The sequence below is a fragment of the Synechococcus sp. R55.8 genome (genome assembly GCF_047461895.1).
Classification (GTDB): domain Bacteria; phylum Cyanobacteriota; class Cyanobacteriia; order Thermostichales; family Thermostichaceae; genus Thermostichus.
On sequence record NZ_JANSIB010000015.1, the window covers coordinates 1 to 23,059 of the forward strand.

Annotated in this window: 18 protein-coding genes; 12 read left to right on the forward strand and 6 right to left on the reverse strand. The window is 58.5% G+C overall.

The features are described 5' to 3' along the window. Window positions 1-116: 116 nt before the first annotated feature. Window positions 117-1,376, forward strand: coding sequence for an ABC transporter substrate-binding protein (locus NW829_RS02795; RefSeq protein WP_414351190.1), 1,260 nt, complete (start codon window positions 117-119; stop codon window positions 1,374-1,376). A gap of 3 nt (window positions 1,377-1,379) precedes the next feature. Here the strand turns inward: NW829_RS02795 and NW829_RS02800 are convergent, their stop codons facing one another. From NW829_RS02800 to NW829_RS02810, 3 genes are read right to left on the reverse strand one after another with little or no spacing between them, the layout of a single operon-like run. Then, window positions 1,380-4,388 (reverse strand): ATP-binding protein, encoded by a 3,009-nt coding sequence (locus tag NW829_RS02800; RefSeq protein ID WP_414416382.1) that lies wholly within the window; start codon window positions 4,386-4,388, stop codon window positions 1,380-1,382. Between the two features lie 18 nt (window positions 4,389-4,406). Beyond that, window positions 4,407-5,048, reverse strand: coding sequence for an ABC transporter permease (locus NW829_RS02805; RefSeq protein WP_414374051.1), 642 nt, complete (start codon window positions 5,046-5,048; stop codon window positions 4,407-4,409). Continuing rightward, window positions 5,045-5,836: a hypothetical protein gene (locus NW829_RS02810; RefSeq protein WP_414416383.1), complete on the reverse strand. Its 792-nt coding sequence runs from the start codon at window positions 5,834-5,836 to the stop codon at window positions 5,045-5,047. The genes NW829_RS02805 and NW829_RS02810 overlap by 4 nt, the downstream gene beginning before the upstream one ends. A gap of 215 nt (window positions 5,837-6,051) precedes the next feature. On the opposite strand from NW829_RS02810, the gene NW829_RS02815 reads away from it, so the two are divergent. From NW829_RS02815 to NW829_RS02865, 11 genes are all read left to right on the forward strand, one after another. Further along, window positions 6,052-6,537, forward strand: a complete 486-nt coding sequence (locus NW829_RS02815) for an ureidoglycolate lyase (RefSeq protein WP_011431703.1) — start codon at window positions 6,052-6,054, stop codon at window positions 6,535-6,537. Window positions 6,538-6,818: 281 nt separating this feature from the next. After that, window positions 6,819-6,965 (forward strand): hypothetical protein, encoded by a 147-nt coding sequence (locus tag NW829_RS02820; protein WP_414416384.1) that lies wholly within the window; start codon window positions 6,819-6,821, stop codon window positions 6,963-6,965. A gap of 16 nt (window positions 6,966-6,981) precedes the next feature. After that, window positions 6,982-8,121, forward strand: coding sequence for a CAP domain-containing protein (locus tag NW829_RS02825; RefSeq protein WP_414330507.1), 1,140 nt, complete (start codon window positions 6,982-6,984; stop codon window positions 8,119-8,121). Window positions 8,122-8,313: 192 nt separating this feature from the next. Beyond that, complete coding sequence (locus NW829_RS02830; protein ID WP_414412544.1) at window positions 8,314-9,861, forward strand: ferredoxin--nitrite reductase; 1,548 nt, start codon at window positions 8,314-8,316, stop codon at window positions 9,859-9,861. 61 nt (window positions 9,862-9,922) lie between these two features. After that, entirely contained in the window at window positions 9,923-11,245 is a 1,323-nt protein-coding gene (locus NW829_RS02835; RefSeq protein ID WP_414357819.1) for a CmpA/NrtA family ABC transporter substrate-binding protein, read from the forward strand. A gap of 145 nt (window positions 11,246-11,390) precedes the next feature. Beyond that, window positions 11,391-12,350 carry a nitrate ABC transporter permease gene (ntrB, locus tag NW829_RS02840; protein WP_414416385.1) on the forward strand — a complete coding sequence of 320 codons (960 nt, stop codon included), beginning with the start codon at window positions 11,391-11,393 and terminating at the stop codon, window positions 12,348-12,350. Between the two features lie 72 nt (window positions 12,351-12,422). Next, on the forward strand, window positions 12,423-14,414 hold the full coding sequence (locus NW829_RS02845) for a nitrate ABC transporter ATP-binding protein (protein WP_414416386.1): 1,992 nt from the start codon (window positions 12,423-12,425) through the stop codon (window positions 14,412-14,414). Between the two features lie 38 nt (window positions 14,415-14,452). Then, a complete protein-coding gene (locus NW829_RS02850) occupies window positions 14,453-15,295 on the forward strand; it encodes an ABC transporter ATP-binding protein (protein ID WP_414416390.1) in 843 nt (280 codons plus the stop codon). A gap of 33 nt (window positions 15,296-15,328) precedes the next feature. Then, a complete protein-coding gene (locus NW829_RS02855) occupies window positions 15,329-15,862 on the forward strand; it encodes a Uma2 family endonuclease (protein ID WP_414416387.1) in 534 nt (177 codons plus the stop codon). Between the two features lie 108 nt (window positions 15,863-15,970). After that, window positions 15,971-18,106 carry a molybdopterin oxidoreductase family protein gene (locus NW829_RS02860; protein WP_414416391.1) on the forward strand — a complete coding sequence of 712 codons (2,136 nt, stop codon included), beginning with the start codon at window positions 15,971-15,973 and terminating at the stop codon, window positions 18,104-18,106. Window positions 18,107-18,184: 78 nt separating this feature from the next. Next, window positions 18,185-18,619 carry a nitrate reductase associated protein gene (locus NW829_RS02865; protein ID WP_414399381.1) on the forward strand — a complete coding sequence of 145 codons (435 nt, stop codon included), beginning with the start codon at window positions 18,185-18,187 and terminating at the stop codon, window positions 18,617-18,619. Between the two features lie 366 nt (window positions 18,620-18,985). On the opposite strand, the gene purD is transcribed toward NW829_RS02865, so the two are convergent. The 3 genes from purD to NW829_RS02880 all read right to left on the reverse strand — a co-directional run bounded on the left by purD (window position 18,986) and on the right by NW829_RS02880 (window position 22,932). Next, a complete protein-coding gene (gene purD / locus NW829_RS02870; protein WP_414412732.1) occupies window positions 18,986-20,281 on the reverse strand; it encodes a phosphoribosylamine--glycine ligase in 1,296 nt (431 codons plus the stop codon). Window positions 20,282-20,383: 102 nt separating this feature from the next. Then, window positions 20,384-21,559: a glycosyltransferase gene (locus NW829_RS02875; protein WP_414412731.1), complete on the reverse strand. Its 1,176-nt coding sequence runs from the start codon at window positions 21,557-21,559 to the stop codon at window positions 20,384-20,386. An 83-nt stretch (window positions 21,560-21,642) separates the two neighbouring features. Next, on the reverse strand, window positions 21,643-22,932 hold the full coding sequence (locus NW829_RS02880; protein WP_414412730.1) for an HD domain-containing protein: 1,290 nt from the start codon (window positions 22,930-22,932) through the stop codon (window positions 21,643-21,645). Window positions 22,933-23,059: the final 127 nt, after the last annotated feature.

The window sequence follows — 23,059 nt, forward strand, 5'->3', positions numbered from 1 at the left end:
TGTGGCCTGTGGAGATTGGCGGGGATCCCTCACCCCCGGCCCTTTTCCCAAAGGAGGAGGGGAGAGTTTAAGTTGAATCTGGAACCTGAAAGTTGGATGGGGATGGTGGCAAGGCTATGCAACCCAAAAGCGTTTTCTGGAAGCGACGGCAGGTGTTGGCCGGCCTGGGATCCCTGGGAGCTTGGGCGTTGAGTCAAGGCTCTCCGTTTGCCCAGAATACCTCACAGAGTTCGGTGGATCTGGGATCCCTGAGCTGGGCAGACATTCTGGAGCGGGCGCGGGGCAGCTCTGTCAACTGGGCCATGTGGAGCGGCAGCGAGGCCATCAATGGCTTCGTGGATGGCTGGGTGAAAAGCCAGTTGCAGGAGCGTTATGGCATTCGCTTGAACCGGATCCCGCTCACGGATACCGTTGAAGCAGTCAACAAGGTGATTGGGGAGGTACAGGCCGGGCTGCGCAGCGGCGGCAGCATCGATCTCATCTGGATCAATGGCAACAACTTCCGCACCCTCAAGCAGGGGAATTTGCTCTTCGGCCCCTTTGCTGAGAAATTGCCCAGCTTGCCCTTCTACGATCCCGCCGATATTGCAACGGATTTTGGCCTGCCCACCGAGGGCTATTCTGCACCCTACACCGGCAACTACTTTTTAATGGCCTATGATGCCGAACGGGTGCCCAATCCCCCCCAGAGCTACGCCGAACTGTTGGCTTGGGCAGAGGCCAATCCAGGGCGATTTACCTACGTGGCCCCGCCGGATTTTCATGGCAGCCGCTTTTTGTTGAGCGCCTTCTATGGTGTGACCGGGGGCTATGCCCAGTACAGCGGGCCGGACTTCGATGCCGATCTCTGGGCGCGACAATCCCCTGCCCTGGTGGAATACCTGAGAAAGCTGGATCCCTTCCTGTGGAGACAGGGCCAAACCTACCCGCCCACCTTTGCCCGCCTGGCGGAGCTCTTTGCCAATGGCGAAGTGTGGCTCATCCCCACCTTTATCGATCAGGTGATCTTACGCAAGGGCAACGGCCAATTTCCCCCCAGCACCACCCCCTATGGGATCCCGGGCACCAGCTTGATCGATCCCTCGTTTACAGCCATTCCCATTAATGCGGCCAATCCTTGGGGGGCGATGGTCTTGGCGGAGGTTTTGGCCAGCCCGGAGGGGCAGCTGGAAAAGTTCAAGCCGGAGGTCTGGGGGGATCTGCCGCTCATTGATGTCAGCCGGTTGTCTGCCGACTACCAAACAGCTTTTGCCCAGCTGGAGGCTGCCGCCGGGATCCCCATTCAAGAGGCCATTGCTGGGGCAGTGCCCATCGTGAACTCCGAATACACGGTGCAACTGGAGGCCCTCTGGCAGCAACAAGTCTTGCCGGGATAGGGGTCAGGTATGCCCCTCACCCCCAGCCTCTTTCCAAAAGGGGAGGTCTTCTGACATTGGGGGTGGGCCGGGCAATGGCGGAGCAGGATCCTCACCTTGGGGCAACCAAACTTGGAAATGCGTCCATCCATCCGAGCTGTTGACGGAGATATTCCCCCCCATATGCTCCACCAGTTGCTTCACCAAAGCCAGCCCCAGGCCGGTGCCGCCGTGCTTCCAGCGATCCGATTGCGGGATCCGGTAAAACTTTTCAAAGATGCGGGGCAGCTCTGGCTCTGGGATCTCGCTGCTGTTGCTGCAGACGAAGAGGATCCCCTCTCCTTCTGAGACAACCCGCAGGTGGATGGATCCCTCGGGGGCCGTGTACTTGATGGCGTTGTGCAGCAGCTCGCGCAGAATGCGCCCCAAGCAGGTGGGGTCGGCCCAAAGCGAGGGGATCCCTGCCTCCAGGTGCAGTTGCAGGTGTTGATGTTTGGCTTGGGCCAAAGGCTGAGCCCCGGCCAGCAAATCTTGTAAATACCGCGGCAGAAAAATATTCTCTGGTTGCAGCAGATACGTCCCGGCTTCCAGCCGTCGCATATCCAGCAGGTCGTTGATGAGCTCGATTTGCCGGTTGCACTCTTTCAGGGCAATGGTGAAGTAGTGCCGCTGTTTCTCGGGGTTATCGCGGGTCATTTGCAGCATTTGCAAGGCCATGCGCACATTGGTCATGGGGGTGCGCAGCTCGTGGGAGACGGTGCTGAGGAAATCATCCTTCAGCAAATTCAGCCGCTCCAATTCCTTCACCTGCGCTTGGGCTGCTTGGTACAGACGGGCTTGGCGAATGGCCAGGGCACACAAGTTGGCCACCTGATAGGCCAGTTGAATCTCGTCTTCGGAAAACTCTTGCTCCGGCAGCCGCTCCAACAGCAAAGCTCCCAGCCGCTTCTCTTTGTCCCAAAGGGTGCAGACCAGCAGCCGCACCCAGCGTCCTTCCTTCCGACAACAGCAGTGGATTTTCCATTTCTGCTGTGAGGAAGAATGGGACTGCAGCAGGCGCAAGAACTCCGGGTCGCTGGCGTAGTCTGGCCCATGCAAGGGATCCGCCCCGCCATCTTGAGCCACGTCAGAAGAGAGAGAGGGGGAGTAGCAGTAGCCAGGGATCCAGGTTGACCCATCTTCTAAAAGCAGCAGGACTTGGCAGCAGGTTAGGCCTAGTGCCTCGGCAAGGGCTCTGACCACTTCTTCAAGAATTTCCCCCTCGTTTAGGCTGACCACCATCCGGCTGCTGATGGCGCGCAGCACCCCCTCAAAATACAAGGCCTGCTGCAGCTTGGCCGTGCGCAGCTCCACCTGGGCTTCCAGCTCCCGGTTGAGGGCCTGCAACTGCTGTTCTGCCCGTTTCTGCTCGGTGATCTCCCGCCCCACCGACAGGATCTCCACCAAGCGGCCTTGGCTGTCGAAAATGCCCCGATCCACCCAGCTAATCCAGCGGGACTGGCCGTTTTCTCCGGGATACTCCCGCTCGCTGCAGTAGAAAGGATGCTCAGGCGTGAGAGCAGCAAAAGCTTGCAACACCTTAGCCTGCTCTTCTTCCGGCAGCCGATCCCGCCAAGGTTGGCCCACCACCTCCTCTGCCCGCCGACCGAAGAAGCGCAAATAGGCAGGATTGACATAGGTGATGCAGGTATCGGGCCGAAAGCGACAAATGAGCTCCGTCTGCTGTTCCACCACGGCGCGGTATTCTTGCTGCTGCTGCCAGAGACGATCCAGCAGGGCCTGCTGAGCTGCTGCCGCCTGCTGCCAGGCTTTGGTTAGCGTCTGCACCTCCTGGATGGGGCCGGGATCCAAAGGAGGCCAGGGCTGGAAACCGCTGTGTATAAATTGCTCGGCTACTTGGGTGAGGCGGCGCAGGGGACGGGAGAGAGCTTCGCCGAGGAGGATCCCTGTCCCCAGCATGCTCAGCAATAGCCCACCCCCCAGCAGCGCAGCCTGTTGGGCGCTCCGATGGACTTCGGCCAGAAGGGTTGCCTCTGGGATCCCATGCACAAAATAAAAGCCCAGCCTCCCTTTACTCTGGAGGGACTCCACCTCCACCCAGTAGGGGATCCCGCCAACCACGAGGCGCAGCGAATTCTGAGAAGAGGCCGTCTCCCAGGAGCCCACCTGCTCTTGCACAGCCACCAGCAGCGGATGGGGAGCAGGCCCCGCCGTACTGGCCACCACCTGTCCTTCCTCGTCCAGCAGAAAACTCACCTCTGCAGGAGAACGGCCTTCCATCTGTTCCAGAAAGGCTTGAAGCTGCCGGACGGAGAGGGAAGCCACTAAGCTGCCGTAAACCCGCCCCCCCGAGTCGGTCAGGGATAGGGACGTCATGATCAGCCGCTCTGGATCCTGGGCAGGAAGCTCCGCAAAAAATCGGGTTACCACCCAAGTGTCGCGGATCCCTTCCGACTGCAGGAGCTGGGGAAACCAGAACAACCGCCTCAGATCCACAAAGCCTAACTGCCTCCTCAGGCCAGTGGGATCCCCTGTCTCTGGATCCCGTTGGCGGCTCTGGGCGGATCCCGGCAACAGGCCGAGTGTATGGTAAGTCCAAATTGATCCATCGGCGTGGCGGCGGGCGATCACAAACCCCCCTTGAGCCGAGACAAAGCCGACATAGCTGAGCTCAGGAAATGGCTGCAACTGGCGGGCAAAGTGAGCTTCCAAAAGCTCTAGATCGGCTGGGCTGGGGGTTGTCAAATCGGGCAGCAGCCCCCCCCTCACTGCCCCTTGATTGAGGACATTGATCTGAAGGGGAATTTGCAAATATCTGGCAAGATGCTCTTCGGTGCGGTCGGTAACTTCCCGCCTCAGTTGCTCCGTCAAGCGCAGCGCCAGGTGTCGCCCGCCCTGCCAGGAGAGATAGGCCACTCCCCCCACTCCCCCTGCTACTGAGAGCACTAGGGGCAGCAGCAACGCCACCCGCAAAGGAATGGAGCGGAAAGGCCAACGGGATCGCACTTCAGAAGAACCAGAGGAAGACAGCATGGGATCCCTCACAGAACCTCAGGCTTGGGGAGGTTCCAAAGCCCGCTGCAGAGTGCCAAGGCCGATCTCGGCCGCAATAGCCAGAAGGGCCACTGGAATCGCCCCCACCAGCAAGATGGCGTTGTCATAGAGAGCAAACCCTAGGGTAATGAAAGTACCCAGCCCTCCCGCGCCGATGAATGCTGCCAGGGTAGCACTGGCAATCACCTCAATCGTAGCCGTTTTAACACCGGCCAAGATCACCGGCAAGGCCAAAGGGATCTCCACGTGCCGCAGTACCTGGGCAGGAGTCATGCCCATGCTCAGGGCAGCTTCCCGCAGGGCCGGCTCAAGGCTGCGGAAGGCCACATCCGTGCTGATCAGAATGGGGGGCAACGCCAGAAGGGTTAGGGCGACAACTGCCGAACGAAAGCTGAGGCCAAAATAGGGGATGGCCAAAAACAAAATGGCCAAGCTGGGGATCACCCGCAGGCTGCTAAACGCATTGATCACCACCAGGGAAAGCATCTGGGAGCGGGAGCTGAAAAAACCCAGCGGCAAACCCAACAGCAGCCCCATTCCTAAAGGCACCGCCACCAGTTGCAGGTGTTGGACGAAAGCTTGAAACAGCATGTCGCTGTGGTTCTGGGCGTAGCTGAGGGAGCGGGCCAAAAGGCTCATTGCCAATCCGAGTTGCCGTCTGTATCCTGCCTATCTTCCCTAATGGTGTCTGGATCCCTGTTTGGGGGGTGGTTGGCTTCTCGCTCTTGCAAACGGCGGATTTGGGAGCGCACCTGCAAAGCAATCTGTAAAGCAGTCTCTAGGATACGACCCTGTTCGCTGGCCTGCTCGCTCACCTGCAGAGCTGTCAAAGCTGCCAAGTTATCGCCGAAGAACTCGCTCTGCTGCTCGATCAGGTCTTCGTTTTGCCGCAAGATCCGTTCAGTTTTCAAGGCACGGATGAGATCGGCCCGGGTCAGCTTCAGCGCTTCGATCACCTCAGCCCTCTGAGCCAGCTTCACCTCGGGGTTGCCCGCTTCCACCAACTGGTCGTTGACGTGGATGGCCTGGATGATTCGGTTGTAGCGATCCACTTCCCCCAGCAAGTTCAACAGCAGCGGCATGCGGCGGCTGCGGAAAATCCAGTAGGCTTGGCCCAGAGCGGCAATGGCCGCCAGGATCCCCCATTCCACCAGCCAAGTGCCCCAAGTGGCCTGTAGGCCAGGGATCCAAATCCGCCCCACCAGGGTAAGTAGGGATCCCCCTGTCCAGAAGGTCAAGAAACGCAAGAACAAGTCCAGCGTCACCAGCAAGCGTAGGAGATCCCAGAAAGCGGAGAACTGGCGCAGGCGATCCTTAAAGCGACGAACGGGCTGAGGCCGATACAACCAAGCCACCGGCACTTGAGAGAGGCTTTCAACTTGGGCTGGGGAGATGATCAGCTCTTGTAAGTCCCGCTGCATCGCCATTCGCTCTGCTGAGGCTGGGAAGTTTTCCCATTGTACTTGCGACCTTGAGCAGCTTGGGCTTGCTCAGGGATCCCTTCCCAGAAGGGAAGCTGCCTGGCCAAGTCTCGATAGAATGGGGTTCGCTGGGCTGTTTGCGTCTTCACGCCCTCGTGCTCACGTTGTAGGGCAACAGTGAGACACAAGACAGCTCGTCAAACGCAAAGGAGAAGAGCAGGGTGACCAGCCAATTGCGCCAACTGAAGGCCCATCTCGCTGAACCGGAAAACTTTGCCCCCTACGGACAGGTCATTTGCCCCACTCCCGATCACAAACCCTTCGACAGTCAAGATGCTCAGTTGTTCTTGAATCAAGGGCAGCCCCGCTTTTACATCATGCGCTTGCCTCGCCGCGGCCTCAAGTTTACTCAGATCACCCACCACATCCGCTGCACCCAGTGCCTGGGATCCCTGAATGGCAAGGAGTGGTTTATTGGTGTTGCACCGCCTGCCGATGAGCTGCACGTGGATCAGATTCAAGCCTTTCGGGTGCCTGGGGATCGCTTTATCAAACTGGAGATGGGTACCTGGCATGCCGGCCCCTATTTTGACCACGAAGAGTTCATCGATTTCTACAACTTGGAGCTGGCCGACACCAACATCACCGATCACGAAACCATAAACTTACTCCAAACCTACAACCTGGAGTTCCAGATCACCCCCTGACAAGCTTTTGGGGATCCCTTATCAATCGGGCAAAAAGCAGCATTGATCACAGCAATCTTTCGCTTGAGCGCAAGAAGAGTTGTGGGGATCCGTACTCCACTATGGGTGGAGAGAAAAAGTGGGCTTGGATCCCAGTCCTAGTGGATGTAGCCGACTTGGGTGAGCGTTCCTTGACTTGGGCTTAAGTTATACCCTTGTCGGCATGAGTTTTGACGCTGTGGCCCACTCGGCCAGGTGATAGAACAGGGTCAAACCCAACAGCATTTGGGAGGTTTGTTGTCATGGCTACGTTGCAACCCAAAGTGACCCACCAGCTTTTGGCGGCCTTAGCCCTGCTTGCCTGTCTGGGCTTGTTGCCTGCTTGTGGCGAGAGCAGCAGCAGCACCGTCAGCCCCCCCAGCATCACCCCCACCCCCACCGGCTCATAATTCGGCTGGTTTTTGCATGCCCTTGCAGCGGTTGCCCAAGTTGGTTCAGCTTTGGGCTTTGAGGATCGCGGGGATCTTTTGTCTTTGTCTGCTGGCGGCCTGTGGAGGATCCCCTACCTCGATGGAGCCACCGCGGGCAGGGGAAGTGCCGATTGCCAGCTTCCTGTGCCGGTTGGATCGCCAGACCCGCAGCTTCACGGGGCCTATTTACGCCGAACAGCCCCAGGTTGCCACCTGCAACCCCGGTCGCCTTACGCCTGCAGCAGCCCAAAAGATGATGGATCGGCTGAATTTTCTACGGCTGTTGCACCAGTTACCGCCGGTGAAGCTCAATCCTCAGTTCCTAGAAGCCGCCCAGCAAGCGGCCTTGATGCAGGTAGCCAATGGTACTCTCAGCCACCAGCCGCCCCCTTCTTGGCGCTGCTTTACCCCTGCCGGGGAGGCGGGATCCCGCTTCAGCAACCTGGCGGTTGGGCCCATCCTAGAGCTGAACGGCCCCGATCCAGGCCGGGTGTTGGCGCGGCAGGTGGATATCTACTTTGCCGAGCCAGGTCGAGAAAACTTTGTGGATGTGGGGCATCGCCGCTGGAACCTGTATCCTCAGTACGCCCAGGGGGCCTACGGCATTGTCTTTGACCCACGGGCTGGACGGGTGACCCAGGCCAACGCCAACTGGATCTTCGGTTTTGACGAGTCGGTGCCAGATCCAGAGTTCATCGCCTTCCCGGAGAAAGACGGCTACCTCTACCGCCTAGAAGGGTTTTCCGGCCAGCCCCTGTCTGCCTACCGCTGGTCTTTCTCGGTGCCCAGCCGTGGCGGCAAGGCTGATCTCAGCCAAGCCCAAGTCCGCATCACCGATGCCCTCAGCGGCGAGCCGGTGCCTGTTGGAGATCTCCGCGTGGGGGATCCCGCCTTTGGCCTGGAAACTTTGACCTACTCCGTGGGTTCGATCCAGCCCAATCGCAACTACACCTTTGAAATTAGCGGCATTCGCCTCAACGGTGGCCCCCCCCGCAGCTACCGCTACACCACCGCTCTCTACGACTGCGATCCCCAAACTTCCCAACGGCCCGCACCCCTCACCGAAGGGCTGGGGATCCCGCCCCGTCTGCTCTGGCAGATGGAGCCTTTCAACTCTTTCAACCCTCTCAACTAGCTTTTCCTCACCCCCAGCCCCTTTCCCAAAGGGGAGAGAGGGGTCTGCTGCTCCTGGAAGCCTGACTTTATGCATAAAGCGCAATTCGAGAGTGACAAAACTGCATAACCTGTTACAAAGTGTAACTGCCAATACCAAAGTTAACGGTTCGTCATCGCTAGGGTAGCCAGTGTTCACCCCACGGCAGCGATCATGGCGAACCAGTTTGAACGCATCAAAAGCGAGAAGGATGGCTTGGCGGTCAAGGCTGAGCTGGAAGCGTTTGCCCGCCTGGGTTGGGAGAACATTCCTGAAGACGACCGGGATCATCGCCTCAAGTGGTTGGGGATCTTCTTTCGCAAGCGCACCCCAGGTCAGTTCATGCTGCGGCTGCGCCTGCCCAATGGGATCCTAACCAGCGGCCAAATGCGGATGTTGGGCGCAATCATCCACCCCTATGGAGAACAGGGCGTAGCCGACCTCACCACCCGGCAGAACCTGCAACTGCGGGGCATCCCCATCGAGGAAATGCCCCAGATCCTGGGCTACCTGAAAGAGGTAGGCCTGACCAGCATCCAGTCGGGCATGGACAACGTGCGCAACATCACGGGATCCCCTCTGGCCGGTATTGACCCGGATGAGCTGATCGATGTGCGCGGCCTCACCCGCAAGGTGCAGGACATGATCACCAACAACGGCGAGGGCAACCCTTCCTTCAGCAACCTGCCGCGCAAGTTCAACATCGCCATCTGCGGTTGTCGCGACAACTCCGTGCATGCGGAGATCAACGACCTGGCCTTTGTGCCCGCCTTCAAAAATGGCCGCCTGGGCTTCAACGTCCTGGTGGGCGGCTTTTTCTCGGCTCGCCGCTGCGCCGAGGCAATTGGCCTAGATGTCTGGGTGGATCCCCGCGATGTGGTTCCTCTGTGCGAGGCGGTGCTGCTGGTCTACCGGGATCACGGCCTGCGGGCCAACCGGCAAAAGGCGCGGTTGATGTGGCTCATTGACGAGTGGGGCCTAGAGAAGTTCCGGGCGGCTGTGGAGCGCCAGATAGGCCACCCTCTGCTCAGGGCAGCGGAAAAAGATGAGGTGGTCTGGCACAAGCGGGATCTGCTGGGGGTGCATGCCCAGAAGCAGCCGGGCCTCAACTTTGTCGGCCTGCATGTGCCGGTGGGGCGGCTCAACGCCCTGGAGATGATGGAGCTGGCCCGCTTGGCGGAGGTGTACGGCTCCGGAGAGCTGCGGCTGACGGTGGAGCAGAACGTGCTCATCCCCAATGTGCCCGACTCCCGAGTGGCCCCGCTCCTCAAAGAGCCGCTCTTGAAGAAGTTCTCCCCCAACCCAGGGCCCTTGCAGCGGGGGTTGGTGTCCTGTACGGGCAACCAGTTCTGCAACTTTGCCCTTATCGAGACCAAAAACCGGGCTGTGGCCTTGATGGAGGAGCTGGAGGCGGAGCTGGAGATCCCCCAAACGGTGCGCATCCACTGGACGGGCTGCCCCAACTCCTGCGGCCAACCCCAAGTAGCCGATATCGGCCTTATGGGCACCACTGCTCGCAAGGACGGCAGGGTGGTGGAGGCCGTGGACATCTACATGGGGGGAGAGGTGGGCAAAGACGCCAAGCTGGGCGAATGCGTGCGCAAAGGGATCCCTTGCGAAGACCTCAAGCCGGTCTTGGTGGAGCTGCTCATTGAACACTTTGGGGCCAAGCCACGTCAGCATCCGTCCGCTGCCCAGGCTTCTGTTTTGGTAACCCGCTAGCGGTTCTGTTGCCGTCCTGAAAGTTTTTCTTTCTTCGTCGTTGTAAATCTTGGAGGTTTCGATGTCTAAGCTGTTCAGCACTTCCTCTCCCGTCTCCCGTCGGCAATTTTTGGCCGGGGTGGCTGCTCTCACGGCTGGGGCGGCTACGGCTGGGATCCCGCGCGCCCAATCGCAATCCTTGGGCAAAGGCTACTGGGTGGCGCAGGCCGATACTCCCGAAACCACCAGCGCCAAGCTGGGGTTCATCGCTCTAACCGACGCGGCCCCCCTGATCATCGCCAAAGAGAAGGGGTTTTTCGACAAGTACGGCATGAAGGACGTAGAGGTGGTCAAGCAGGCCTCTTGGGGCACCACCCGCGACAACTTGGTGCTGGGATCCGCCGCCGGCGGCATCGATGGGGCACACATCCTCACCCCCATGCCCTACCTCATCACCACCGGCAAAGTTACCGATGGCAAGCCGGTGCCTATGTACATTTTGGCCCGTCTCAATCTGGACGGTCAGGGCATCAGCATTTCCAACCAATATCGGGATTTGCAAATCGGCCTGGATAGTTCCCCCCTCAAGGCCAAGTTTGCCGAGCTTCGAGCTGCCGGCAAAGATCCCAAATGTGCGATGACCTTCCCTGGTGGCACCCACGACCTATGGATGCGCTACTGGCTGGCCGCAGGCGGGATCGATCCCACTAGCGACGTCTCCGTCATTGTGGTGCCGCCGCCGCAGATGGTGGCCAATATGAAATCCAGAACCATGGAAGCCCTCTGTGTGGGCGAGCCTTGGAATGCCCAGCTGGTGAACCAAAAAGAGGGGTATAGTGCCCTCACCACCGGCGAGCTGTGGAACGGCCACCCGGAAAAGGCCTTTGCCCTGCGGGCCGACTGGGTGGATGCGCACCCGAAAGCCACCCTTGCCCTGTTGAAAGCGGTGCTAGAAGCCCAGATCTGGTGCGACCAGATGGAAAACAAAGAGGAGATGTGTCGCATCATCGGCGACCGCCGCTGGCTGGGGGTGCCTGTGCCCGATATCTTGGGCCGTTCTCGGGGCACTTTTGACTACGGCACCGGCAAGGTCGTTGAAAACAGCCCCCACCTGATGAAGTTCTGGCAGGACTACGCTTCCTACCCCTTCAAGAGCCACGATCTCTGGTTTTTGACCGAAAACATCCGCTGGGGCTATCTGCCTGCCGACACCGATACCAAAGCCTTGGTGGAGCGGGTGAATCGGGAAGAACTCTGGCGAGAAGCTGCCAAAGCCATTGGTCAGGGGGCAGCCATTCCCCCCAGCACCTCTCGAGGAGTGGAAACCTTCTTCGACGGGGTGCAGTTCGATCCCGAAAATCCTGCCGCCTACCTGGAGAAATTGGCGATTAAGAAGCTGGCCTAATTTCCCAACTTTCCCCAGCAAGTTAGCTGCAAACCCTCTGTCCAGGAGAGAAGGGATCCCCGAATCCCCACAAAGAGTGTTCAACTGAAACCCCTTCTCTCTTGGGATCCTCTTAAGTTGACTTCAACCTTACTCCCAGCAAGCCATGAGGATTTTCCACTCTGCCCTACAGTTGGGCTACCACCTCTTTCGGATCCTGCTTCCCCTACTGGTTGGCCTAGGCCACTGGCTGCTGAAAACCAGCCCAGTCTTTGTTCTTCAGTCCAATGCCGGGCTCCACTCCCCGGCCAGCTCTGCATCTTCTTCTGCTTGGAGGCAGCGAGTCCAAATCCACCAAGTGCTGCGCCGCGTTCTTTTGCCCACCACGGCCATTTTAATAGTGCTCGTTCTCTGGCAAATTGCCTATAGCCGCCCCGGAGCCAACTTGCCCACCCCTCTCCAGGTTTGGCAGGACACCTGGGATCCCCTCATTAAAGATCCCTTTTTTGACTATGGCGGCAATGCCAAAGGGCTGTTCTGGCAAATTTGGGCCAGCTTGCGGCGGGTGTTCATTGGGTTTGCCCTGGCCGGCTTGGTGGGGGTTGTGGGCGGCATGATCATCGGGGTCAATCGCTGGCTGTACGAGGCTTTGGATCCCATTTTTCAGGTGCTGCGCACGGTGCCGCCTTTGGCCTGGCTGCCGATTTCTTTGGCTGCCTTTCGAGATGCCAACCCTTCCGCCATTTTCGTAATCTTCATTACGGCCCTCTGGCCCATTTTGATCAACACCGTTGTCGGCGTACAGCAGATCCCACAGGACTACCGCAACGTGGCCAGAATTGTGCGCATGTCCGGCTGGAAGTACTTTTTCAAAATCGTTTTCCCGGCAACTGTGCCCTATATTTTTACCGGCTTGCGCATTGGGGTGGGCTTGTCTTGGCTGGCCATTGTGGCAGCGGAAATGTTGATTGGCGGTGTGGGCATCGGGTTCTTCATCTGGGATGCCTGGAATAGCTCCCGCATCAGCGAAATCATTCTGGCTTTGATCTATGTCGGGATGGTGGGTCTTCTGCTGGATCGCATCACGGCTTGGATTGGCTCGCTGGTGGTGGCTGAGGATCGCTAAATGAGCTTGGCCGAGTTTTAGATTGGTTGCTGACAATTTCTCCATGCTCTCAGAAATCATCTCAGGGGAATCATGAAGACCCAGCCTTACATTGAAGTGGATCATGTCGACAAGGAATTTCTCCTCGACAACGGAGAGGTCTACCCTGTCCTGAAAGACATCCACCTGGAGATCCAAAAAGGGGAATTTGTCTCGCTAATTGGCCACTCCGGCTGTGGCAAATCGACCCTACTCAACATCATTGCTGGCCTGGAAAAGCCTTCCCGCGGAGGCATTCTCCTGGAGGGCCGACAAGTTACAGATCCCGGCCCAGATCGCATGGTGGTGTTTCAGAACTATTCCCTGCTGCCCTGGCTGACGGTGCGGGAGAACATTGCCCTGGCTGTGGACGAGGTGCTGGGATCCCTTCCCAAAGCAGAGCGAAGCCGGATTGTGGAAGAGCACATCCGCCAGGTGGGGTTGCAGGGGGCAGCCGACAAGCGACCGGCCCATCTGTCAGGAGGGATGAAACAGCGGGTAGCCATTGCCCGGGCTTTGGCCATCCGTCCGCGGGTGCTGCTGTTGGATGAGCCCTTTGGCGCTCTGGATGCCTTGACGCGCGGCAACCTGCAGGAGCAACTGATGGAGATTGCCCAGGCGGAGCAGCTCACCTGTGTCATGGTTACCCACGATGTGGATGAGGCGCTGCTGCTTTCGGATCGGGTGGTAATGATGACCAATGGCCCGGAGGCCCGCATTGGCCAGATTTTGCGGATCCCTTTTCCTCGACCCCGCCATCGTTTGGAAGTGGTGCGTCACCCCGACTACTACAGCCTGCGGGGAGAGATGATCTACTTTCTCAACCAGCAAAAGCGGGCTCGCCAAAAAACGCCTGTTCGCGTGGCCATTGCCAAACACGGCCTGGAGAAGGTCAATTTGGAGGTTGGCTTTGTGCCCCTCAACGACTGCGCCCCGCTGGTGGTGGCGCAGGAAAAAGGCCTGTTTCAAAAGCATGGCCTGGAGCAGGTCACCCTGGTGCGGGAGCCAGGCTGGAAGACCATCTGGGAAGGGATCCGCTCCGGTCGGCTGGACGCGGCTATGGTGGTGGCCGGGATCCCGTTGGCTTCCACCTTGGGAGTAGGGGGAGTTCCGGTGCCTTTGATTACCGCGCTAACCCTCTCCCGCGGCGGCAACGCCATTACCTTTGGGCGCAGACTTTGCCTGCAGGGTGTTCTCAGTCCCTGGGATCTGCGCCAACACCTCCGGCAAACTCCTGACGTGGTTCATACCCTAGGGGTGGTGCACCCGGCCTCAATGCAAAACTTCTTGCTGCGCCATTGGCTGGCTAGCGCGGGGGTGGATCCGGATCGGGATGTCACGTTAACCGTGATCCCGCCGCCGCAGATGGTGGCCCACCTCAAGGCCGGCAACATCGATGGCTACTGCGTGGGCGAGCCCTGGAACTCCCGCGCCGTGCGGGAACAGGTGGGGGTTATCGTCGCCACCACCCCTGAAATCTTACCCAGCCACATCGAAAAGGTGCTGACGGTGCGCCAGGACTGGGCCCAAAGCTACCCCCGCACCCACGTGGCTCTGGTCAAAGCACTACTGGAGGCTTGTCACTACTGCGATCAGCCGCAGCACCGTTCTGAGATCTTGGAGTGGCTGGCTCAGCCCCAGTATGTGGGCGTGGCCCTGGAGGATCTGCAGCCGGGGTGGACGGGTATTCTGCAGCGGGGAATTGCCGATGAATCCCAAGCCCTCACCGGTTTTCACCAGTTTGCCAACGGGCGCAACACCTGTCCGGAAAGATTGGAACACCTCTGGATCCTGACGCAGATGGCTCGCTGGGGACTCTGCGCTTTTCCCCGCAATTGGGTTTCGGTTCTCGACCAAGTTCTGGACAGCGAAACCTACGCCCTAGCCGCCAGAGAACTGGGCCTTCCGGATCGGGCCCACGACCGCGGAGCTTTACTCTTTGGCGATGGATCCCGCTTTGACGGAGAGGATCCCGTTGCTTACCTGGAGTCGGTGGCCATCCGGCAGGATCTGAAACTGCAGGAGTACCGGCTCAGCGAAGTTTAGCTTTTGTTACCTTAGCCCCTCAATTGGAAAACACCATGATGACCAGTTCTCGCCTATCTTCCTCACCGCTATCTTCTGCATCTCCGGTTGCAGGACTGCCCCTTCTTTGTCTTCAGAATGTGGGCAAGACCTACTTCACCTCAGCAGGGCCCTTCGTTGCGCTGGAAAATATCAATCTGGAAGTGGCCGCCGGTGAGTTTGTTTGCATTATCGGCCACTCGGGTTGTGGCAAATCCACCTTGATCAACATGGTGGCGGGTTTTTCGACTCCCACTTCGGGATCCATTACCCTCAAGGGCCAGCCCATCACCTCCCCAGGGCCGGATCGGATGATGGTGTTTCAACATTATTCCCTTTTGCCCTGGCTGACGGCTTTTGAAAATGTTTATCTGGTGGTGGATCAGGTTTACCCAAACAAATCCCGGCGGGAGAAAAGGGAAATCGTTGAAGAACACCTAGAATTGGTAGGTTTAGCAGAGGCAGCCCACAAGCGGCCCAAGCAGCTTTCTGGAGGCATGAAGCAAAGGGTAGCCATTGCCCGCGCTCTTGCCGTTCGTCCAGAAGTTTTGCTGTTGGATGAGCCTTTTGGGGCCTTGGATGCCATTACCAAGGAAGATCTACAAGATGAGCTGCTGGCCATTTGGCGGGATCACCGCTGCACAGTTTTGATGATTACCCACGACATCGACGAGGCTCTCTACTTGTCAGACCGTGTGGTGATGATGACCAACGGCCCCGCTGCCCATATCGGCGAGATCTTGACCATTCCCTTCGAGCGACCGCGCATCCGCTCCCGCATTATGGAAATGCCCGAGTTCTACGAATTGCGCAACCGCGCCCTTGACTTCCTCTATCGCCGCTTTGCCCATGGGGAGGATTAAGCTAGGAATCAAAACGCTTGGGGAGGGAAGTTGATGGCCACTGCTCCGGTTCAGGTAGTTCCAACCGATCTCCCAATGGAGGAGCGGGTCTCTAGCTTGCCCAAAACCCTTGCCGACTATCTGGCCAATCCGGTTGCCCAAACCAAATGGGTAGATGGCTACATTGTAGAGAAAGTGGGGCAAACCTTAGTGCATGCCAAGATCCAAACCCGACTTCTCTTCCGTTGGCTCGGTTATGTTGAATGTCAGCCATTGGGGGGTATGGTTTTGGTGAAGGCTCCCGGCCAAACCAAAGGCAGAGTCAGAAGACCTGATGCTGCCTACTCATCTCCAGATTTAATCCAGCAATTTGGAGAGGATATTGCCACGCTGCTGCAGAGCTATCCTCTGGTTGAGGAGATCTTCTCTCCAACCGACTGTGGAGAAGATATTTTCCTAAAAGCCCAAGAGTATCTCAGCTCCGATGTACTGGAAGTCTGGCTGATTTTTCCCAGAAGCAAATACGTTTTTATCCAAACTCAAGATGGCCATCTTTGGCTAGCTGAACAGGACACTGACAAGAGCTAGGTTGTATTACCTGGCTTGGAGATCCAAGTTGCCGCTCTTCTCAGCTAAGGGATCCAAAATGCGAGAGAATTGGGCGTTTAATAGGGATCCCAACTCATGGTGACCGCGATGGAGTCGGAAAAAGCTGTCATCAAAACCCTATGTCCCTATTGCGGTGTGGGATGTGGATTGGAGGCGGTTTCGACAGCCTCAGGTGACTGGAAAATGAGAGGCGACCGGGAGCATCCTTCCAGCTTGGGGATGGTCTGTGTAAAGGGGGCTACGGTTCTGGAGGCAGTTGGTCGAGATCGGCTGCTCTCTCCCCTGTTTCGGGAGAGCTTGGATCAGCCCTTTCGTCGCATTTCTTGGGATCAGGCTTTTGAGGAGATGGTTTCTCGGCTGCGCTGCCTCAAAGACAACCCCCACTCCATAGCCATGTATGGATCGGGGCAGTTGCTCACTGAAGACTATTACGTTGCTCAAAAGCTCATTAAGGGCTGCCTGGGCACCAATAATTTTGACACCAACTCGCGCCTGTGCATGTCCTCAGCCGTCTCGGCCTACACCCAATCCCTGGGATCCGATGGCCCCCCCTGCTGCTACGAGGATCTCGATCTCTGCAATCTGGCTTTTCTGGTGGGCACCAACACCGCCGAGTGCCACCCCATTCTTTTTAATCGCTTGAAGAAGCGGCACAAGCCCGGATCCCCCCTCAAAATGGTGGTCGTGGATCCCCGGCGCACTCAAACAGCAGAAGCTGCTGATCTCCACTTAAAAATTTGTCCTGGAACCGATATCGATCTTTTCAATGGGATTGCCCATTTGTTGTTAAAGTGGGGATCCATTGCTGCTGATTTTATCGAGGGCTTCACCCAAGGTTTTGCTGAATATGCAGCTTTGCTGGCCGATTATGAACCGCAGATTGTGGCCCAGCGCTGCGGAATTGCCACCGAGGATTTGATCGAAGCAGCCAAGCTTTGGCAGGGATCCCAAAGAGTTCTATCCCTTTGGTCGATGGGCCTAAACCAGTCCAGCGAGGGCACCGCCAAGATCACCAGCTTAATCAACCTGCATCTCCTGACCGGGCAAATTGGCCGACCGGGGACGGGCCCCTTTTCCTTGACCGGCCAGCCCAATGCCATGGGTGGTCGAGAGGCGGGGGGGTTATCTCATCTGCTGCCGGGATATCGGCTGGTGAGCCATCCCCAGCATCGGGCAGAGGTGGAGCAGGCTTGGGGTTTGCCCAGCGGTTCCCTCTCTCCCTGCCCAGGGCTGAGGGCTACCGAGATGATTGCCGCTCTGGAAACCGGATCCCTGCAGTTCTTCTGGATTGTGGCCACTAATCCTTTGGTGAGCTTTCCGGATCTGGAACGGGTCAAAAAAGCCCTGAAAAAGTCTCCCTTTACTGTTTATCAAGAGGCTTATTACCCTACGGAAACGGCAGAATATGCCCATTTGCTTTTGCCTGCCTGTCAGTGGAGCGAGAAAACCGGGGTGATGACCAACTCCGAGCGCAGGGTTACCCTTTGTCAAGCCTTTCGAGACCCCCCTGGCGAAGCCCGACCCGATTGGGAGATCTTTGCTGAAGTGGGGCGCAGGTTGGGCTTTGAAGCGCAATTTTCCTTCCAAACCGCGGCAGAGGTTTATGCAGAATTTGCCGCCCTTACCGCAAATCGCCTCTGCGATCACTCCGGCCTCAGCCATGCCCTTTTGGCAGAACAAGGCCCTCAGCAATGGCCTTATCCCAAAGAAAGAACCTCGGCCCCTAAGTCCACTCGCCTCTACACAGATTGGCGTTTCCCGACCCCCAATGGCCGCGCCCGCTTTATCCCCCACCCTTCCCGTGGCCTAGCAGAGCCGCCGGATCCCCAGTTTCCCTACGTATTAACCACGGGCAGGCTATACGGCCATTGGCACACCCAAACCCGTACCGGCAGGATTGAAAAAATCAAGCACATGCACCCCCAACCCTTTATTGAAATCCATCCTCGCGATGCGGAAAAACTGGGCATCCAAGGTGGAGATTGGGTTCAAGTGCGTTCTGCCCGCGGACGGGCCTATTTCCCGGCCAAGATAACTGCCAACATTGCTCCCGGTACGCTATTTGTACCCATGCACTGGGGATCCCTCTGGGCAGAACAAGCCGAGTGTAATGCCCTTACCCATGACATCAGTTGTCCCGATTCCGGCCAGCCGGAATTAAAAGCCTGCGCCGTTGCTCTTGAGAAAGCCGATCCACCGCTCAAGCAATCCCCTCAACTCTAGATTTGGTTCCTAATCGAGGTTCCCATGACTCTGTTTCAGTTTGAGCAAGATTTTGCCGACTCTCTGCGATGCATCCCCATGACCTTGCGCCTAAAGCTGGATTTGTGCGGGATCAAGCTCAAGCTCCATCAATGGGCCAAGTTTTCCTTAGAAGAGCGGCGGAAGTGTGTTGATTGGCCCTCTGAATCTCCACAGGATCTAGAAGAACTCCGCAACCATCTGCGCCATTTGGTTCGCTCCATCTGCCACGAAGAGGCGCAAGAGATTCCCATTGACCCCCAGCCTGAATGGCAAAATCCCAACCAGATCCCAATGGCTGTCCAACAAAAAGCTCAAGACCTGGGGATCCGGCTTGCCCTCGATTTCTGGAGAAACTTGCACGATATCCAGAGATTTGCCTTGCTGAAGTTGAGCCGATCCCATCACGAAAACAAAAATTTCTTGCCCGCTCTGCGAGAGTTTGGCCTGAAGATGGCGAGGGATGGTGATTGCAGTTACTCTGAATCTATTTGAGAGAGATAGTCTCCTCTGCCATGCGCTGCCCCAGACGACCACCCCCAACCCCTCTTCCACCCTGGGAGAGGAAATGCCTGCTCTAGGGGATCCGGGTCCGCAACAGTTCAAGTGGGCTAATGGGGGATCCCCCTCGAGAGGGGAGAGACTCAGCTCAGCAATATCCGTGCCTAGTCAAAGCAGAGGGCTATTGTTAAGGAATCTAAAGTAAAGTTGAGCTTTTGATATCACTGTTGCCGTCTTGTTACCGAAAGCGCTATCGTCTAAGCATCAAAGCTTTTTTCAAAGCTGCTTTATGGGCCCTGGAGGAGCGACCCCTCTGGGGCTTCTTCCATCCGGCTGCAGCTGAGAGGGCAAGGGATGGCTTTATGGGGTAGGGATCACTCCTCGGCGGACGGCAGGCCCCAGGGCGTGGCTGCCGATGTCAGAACGGTAGTAGGCCTTGGGAAACTGCACTTGCTCCACGGCTGCGTAGGCTTGGCGCAGGGCCTCGGGTAGGGTTGCCCCTTGGCCGGTAAGACAGAGAACGCGCCCGCCATCGCTCAGGAGCTGCTTGCCTGCCTGGCGGGTACCCGCATGAAACACCAACGCCCCCGTGGTGGCAGCTGCATCCAAGCCGGAGACGGGGATCCCTCGCTCGTAGGCATCGGGATAGCCTGGGGCTGCCATCACCACGCAGGCGGCATAGCCGGGTTTCCATTTGAGCTGGATTTGGGCCAGCCGTCCTTCTATACAGGCCAGCAGCACCTCGTCCAAAGGGTTTTCCAGCAAGGGCAGGAGGACTTGAGCCTCTGGATCCCCAAAGCGGCAGTTGTACTCCAACACGTAGGGATCCCCACTGGGCGTGATCATCAAACCGGCATAGATCACCCCCTGGTAGCGGATGCCCCGCCGTTGCAAAGCCTCCAGGGTGGGATCCAGGATCTGGGTTTGGATGCGGGCCAACCCTTCTGGAGTGACCAGGTGATCCGCAGGGGCATGAGCTCCCATGCCGCCGGTGTTGGGGCCAGTATCGCCCTCGCCAAGGCGCTTGTAGTCCTGGGCAGGTGGCAGCGGCACACAGATCTGGCCATCGGTTAGAGCCAAAACCGACACCTCCTGGCCGGGGATAAACTCCTCGATCAGCACCTGATCGCCCGGCTTGGCCAGGGCTGCTTCCAGGGCTTGCACGGCTTCTTCCCGGTTTTGGGCAACGGTTACCCCCTTGCCGGCAGCCAGTCCATCTTTTTTGATGACCACTGGGAAACTCTGGGAGTCGAGATAGGCCACAGCGGCAGATAGCTCAGCAAAGCCGGTAGCGCGAGCAGTCGGGATCCCCGCCTCTTGCATCAATTGCTTAGCCCAGAGTTTGCTTCCTTCCAGTTGGGCAGCGGCGCGGCTAGGCCCGAAAATGGGCAACCCTGCTGCCTGGAAGGCGTCCACGATCCCCTGCACCAAGGGCAGCTCTGGCCCTACCACCGTCAGGCGGATCCCTTGTACGGTAGCAAACCGCACCAGGCCTTCAATGTCGGTAGCCGCCAAAGCCACGGATTGACAGCGGGGCAGCTGCTGCATGCCGCCGTTGCCGGGGGCACAGTAGATCCGAGTAACCTGGGGAGACTGCAACAGCTTCCAGGCCAGAGCGTGTTCTCGCCCCCCAGATCCGATGACCAGAGCCTGCATGGTGTGCTATTCCGCTGTTTCTAAACCCAGCTTGCCTGTTTTCCGAACATCCCCCATTAGACCATGTTCTTGTACCATTTCTGGGGTGTTGGCGCACTCCGGTCAGTGGACGGCGAGAGAACGGCCCCGCCAAGTCCAGTTGCGGCCGGTGGTGGTGCGGATGGCCGAAGCCAAGATGATGGCCGCTGTCGCCCAACCCCCCACTGCCGTTAGCCACCAGTAGCAGAGGGGCAGATGCGCCCAATGCCGGAGCAGAAGCCGGATGGCCAATTGGGCCAGGATCCCTGCCAAGCTGGCCAACAGCACCTCCAGGGATCCCGTAGCCCCAGCCAGGATCACCCCCAACCAGGGCAAGCTGCAGATCCCCAAGACCGTACCCATTGCCAACACCGCCAAGGCCCAGTTGCGCTCCAGGCCCAGGAACCAGTTTTTGGTCCACCCTTCCCAAAGGGCAGCCCCGTTGGCATACATGCGGCTGCGCACCCGCGGCCCTCCCAGGCAAATTTGCAGGCCTAACCCCTGGGCTTTGATCCGTTGCCCCAGGGCCACATCCTCGATCACCACATCGGCCACTCCGGCGTGCCCGCCAACTTGCTCGTAGGCAGAGCGCCGAAACAGCATGAAAGGGCCAAAGGCAAAGGCTTTGGGGTTGTCGGGATCGTTCACGGCGGCAAAGTTGTAACCCACCGCCAGGATGGTCATCATGATGGGTTGCACCAGCCACTCCGCCAGGCAACCGCACACCAATTGCGGCCCTACACTCACCAAGCCGCTGCCGCTTGCCAGCAAATGTCCTAAGGCCGCTTCAATGGCACCGGATCCCAGCCGCACGTCGCAATCCAGAAACAGCAAGTAGTCGGCTTCTACGCGGGCGACGGCTTGGGCACAGGCCCAGTTTTTGCCCACCCACCTTTGGCCTTTGGGACGGGGATCCCCCTTGAGCAGGTGTAGGCGCGGATCTTGCCGTTCGGCAGCCAGGGCTTGGGCCAGCTCCCAGGTGGCATCCGTGGATTCATCGTCCACCAACCACACCTGTAAAGGGGCAGAGGTGCTGTCCAGAATGCTGCTCAGGCAGCCCACCACGTTCTCGGCCTCGTTGTAGGCGGGCACGATCACCGCCAGCCGCTCCATCCCGGCCGCGATTTCCCCTGCCTGTTCCGCCGGGGGATCCCTCAGCCAGGGGGAAGCCCGCAACGCTCGCCTCAGTTGCAGGGCCACTAGGGCAATCGCCAAAGCTGTTAAGGACAATACCCCCGTTAGGATTTCTCGGATCCCCACTCCTGCTTCCCTCGTTGTTTAGATGTGCTCAGGAACAGATTCCCACCTCTAATGCTCTAGCTCTGGGATGGCCCAATGATTTTCTAGGCAGACAAAACCCCCTCTACGATATCGCCATAGGGCCGGGGAAAGATTAGCCAGACCTGGCGCTGGGTTTCCACCAAGGCACGCACCAAAGGGGAAAGATGGGCAATTTCTTCATAGCCACGCTCGGTTTTGAGCTGGATCCCTTGGTCATAAAAGCTATAGCCCTGGACATGGGCAGAGCGGATGCCCAAGTAACTTTCAGGATCCAGCCCGTCCTGCAGCATTTTGGCCTGCACGGCGGCCACCAGGGTTTGGCGTTGTTCCTCAGACAACTGGGTAATGTTGCGGGCCTTGAACAAATCCCGCTCCAAGTAGCGCCGCGACAGATCCGCCAAGATGGGATCCTTCCCCGACATGGCCCAGAGGCGCATGGGGTAGCTGAAGATGATATCGTCGGCAGCCAAGTAGAGGGGGAGCGGCAACTCGAAGGGATCCCCTTTTTGAGCCGCCAGCGAGGCCCAGCACCAAGCGCTGAGGATGGGATCCAGCTCAATCTCCCCCCTTTGCAGGAGCGCCTCTGCCCGCCTGAATAGCCGCTCCAAGATAAAACGGGCACAGAGGCTCTTGGGGTGCTGGTACACCTGGGTGTACATGAAATAGCGCACCACCAGGTAGTGCTCGATGGCCCCCAGGCCTTTGCGGGCGGGGATGGACAGGGATCCCGTCTCCGGGTCATAATCCAGCACCGTTAGGATGCGATCCAAGTCCAGGTGGCCGTATTGGGCACCCGTGAGCAGGCTATCCCGCATCAGGTAATCGAAGCGGTCGCAGTCCAGTTGGCTGGAGATGAGTTGCCCCACCAGCGGCAGGGGAAACTGCTTCTGCAGCACTTGCTGCATCTGGGCCGGCAGTTGGGGATCAAACTCTGCCAGCAGCGTCCCCACCTGGGGATCCTCCCGGAGAATGCGGGCCGTCCAAACCTCGTGCCGGCAGCCGAAGATCTCTTCCCCGGCATGGCTAAAAGGGGCATGGCCAATGTCGTGCAGCAGAGCCGAGGCCAAGGTTACCGCCCGATAGGGACGCAGCTCCGGGTGGCGATGGGCCAATTTGTCGAACAGCCGCCGCGTTACCTGCAGCACCCCCACCGAATGGGTAAAGCGGGATCCCTCTGCCCCGTGGAAGGTAAAAAAGGCCGTGTCCAACTGGCGAATGCGGCGCAGCCGCTGAAAGGCCGGTGTATCGATCAGGCGAATGAGCAGAGCCTCAACCGCGTCCCCTCCATTCAGGCTGATGGCGCCATGCAGGGGATCGTGGTAGGTGCGGGACTTGCAAAACCGTAGCGGCATACTCCCACCATACCTCGCCAATTTTGGGATCCTTGGCTAGCCTGTCTGGGGGTGCTTCCCGCCTCGCCCTATCTATGCCCGCTTTCCCATGCCTCTCTCTGCAAAGGATGCCAGCACCCGAACCCCA